Source organism: Mesorhizobium sp. M2A.F.Ca.ET.067.02.1.1, from assembly GCF_004023285.1.
Taxonomy (GTDB): domain Bacteria; phylum Pseudomonadota; class Alphaproteobacteria; order Rhizobiales; family Rhizobiaceae; genus Mesorhizobium.
In genome coordinates this window covers 1-2048 of sequence record NZ_RZSB01000932.1, presented here as the reverse complement: position 1 = coordinate 2048, position 2048 = coordinate 1, and the positions used below count along the sequence as shown (strand labels likewise).

Sequence of the window (2048 nt, the reverse complement as noted above, 5' to 3'; positions counted from 1 at the left end):
CCCAAGAACAAGGCAGAGCCGGCGGCCGCTTTCAAGGCGCCGGAAACCAAGCAGCCGGTCGCCAAGACGGAAAAGCCTTCGCTGGATGACAAGAACCGGCCGGCCGGCATCGAGCGTCCGGCGACGGTCGACGATCTCAAGCTGATCTCCGGCGTCGGGCCGAAGATCGAAGCGATCCTGCATTCGCTGGGCATCTACACCTTCGCTCAGGTCGCGGCCTGGAAGAGGGCCGAGCGCGAATGGGTCGACGGCTATCTCGATTTCCGCGGCCGCATCGAGCGCGACGACTGGGTGAAGCAGGCCAAGGCGCTCGCCAAGGGCGGCGTCGCCGAATACATCCGCGTCTTCGGCAAGAAGCCGGTCTGAGGGACGACAAATGCTTCAGGACAAAGACCGCATCTTCACCAACATCTACGGCCTCTTCGACAAGTCGCTGGCCGGCGCGCAGTCGCGCGGCATCTGGGACGATACGCCCGGTCTCATCGCCAAGGGCCGCGACTGGATCGTCAATGAGATGAAGGCTAGCGGGTTGCGCGGCCGCGGCGGCGCCGGCTTCCCGACCGGACTGAAGTGGTCGTTCATGCCCAAGCAGAGCGACGGCCGTCCGAGCTATCTGGTCATCAATGCAGACGAATCCGAACCCGGCACCTGCAAGGACCGCGACATCCTGCGCAACGATCCGCACACACTGGTCGAGGGCGCGCTGGTTGCCGGCTTCGCCATGGGCGCAGTCGCGGCCTACATCTATGTGCGCGGCGAGTTCATCCGCGAGCGCGAGGCGCTCCAGCGCGCCATCGACGAGGCTTACGCGGCCAAGCTGATCGGCAAGAACAACACGTCCGGCTACGACTTCGACGTCTATATGCATCACGGCGCCGGCGCCTATATCTGCGGCGAGGAGACGGCGCTGCTCGAAAGCCTAGAAGGCAAGAAGGGCCAGCCGCGGCTGAAGCCGCCATTCCCGGCCAATGTCGGCCTCTATGGCTGCCCAACCACCGTCAACAATGTCGAATCGATCGCGGTGGCGCCGACCATCCTGCGCCGGGGCGCGGCCTGGTTCTCGTCCTTTGGCCGGCCGAACAATGCCGGCACCAAGCTGTTCTGCGTCTCCGGCCACGTCAACAACCCGTGCACCTTCGAAGAAGCGATGTCGATCCCGTTCCGGGAGCTGATCGAGACGCATTGCGGCGGCATCCGCGGCGGCTGGGACAATCTGATGGCAGTCATCCCGGGCGGCGCTTCCGTGCCGCTGGTGCCGGCCGAGCAGATCATGGACGCGCCGATGGACTTCGATGCGCTGCGCGACCTGAAATCCGGCCTCGGCACGGCTGCCGTCATCGTCATGGACAAGTCGACGGATATCGTGAAGGCGATCGCCAGGCTGTCCTACTTCTACAAGCATGAGAGCTGCGGCCAGTGCACGCCGTGCCGCGAAGGCACCGGCTGGATGTGGCGGGTGATGGAGCGGCTGGTGCGCGGCGAAGCGCAGAAGCGCGAGATCGACATGCTGCTCGACGTCACCAAGCAGGTCGAAGGCCACACGATCTGCGCGCTGGGCGACGCGGCGGCCTGGCCGATCCAGGGCCTGATGCGGCATTTCCGCGGCGAGGTGGAACGCCGCATCGACGAGTTTTCGCGCAACGCGCACCGGGTCGAGCCGGTGATGGTGGCGGCGGAATAATACTTCGAAATACGGGCGCAAGCCCGAGACGGAAAGCAGGGGCGGGGCATACGAAGAAACGACCAGGAGAACTCTATGGCGCCGTATTCGATACCCTATCCGTTCATGCCTGATTTGGACCAGCTCGAGAAGATGAACCAGGACCTGACCAAGATGATGCCGAAGGAGATGGCCAGCGCCGTCAACCTTCTGGCGCATCCGGTCGCGGGCGCGGCGGCGATGTCGGCGCTTGGCATCGGTTTTGCCAACCATGCCGTCGGCATGTGGATGGGCGCCTTCACCGGCGCGCTGGAAGCTTCGCAGCGCATGTTCCAGCCTTTCCTCGACGATCTCGAGGCGCAGAGCGAAGCGGTCGCCAATGCGTCCA

Annotated in this window: 1 protein-coding gene and 2 pseudogenes; all 3 read left to right on the top strand. The window is 64.7% G+C overall.

Features of this window, described 5'->3' with window-relative positions:
* Positions 1 to 366 (top strand): annotated as a pseudogene (locus EOA28_RS33875) (NADH-quinone oxidoreductase subunit E); the annotation flags it as partial.
* 10 nt (positions 367 to 376) lie between these two features.
* Positions 377 to 1681: an NADH-quinone oxidoreductase subunit NuoF gene (gene nuoF / locus EOA28_RS33870; protein ID WP_127253202.1), complete on the top strand. Its 1305-nt coding sequence runs from the start codon at positions 377 to 379 to the stop codon at positions 1679 to 1681.
* Between the two features lie 75 nt (positions 1682 to 1756).
* Positions 1757 to 2048: pseudogene (locus tag EOA28_RS33865) on the top strand (NADH-ubiquinone dehydrogenase); the annotation flags it as partial.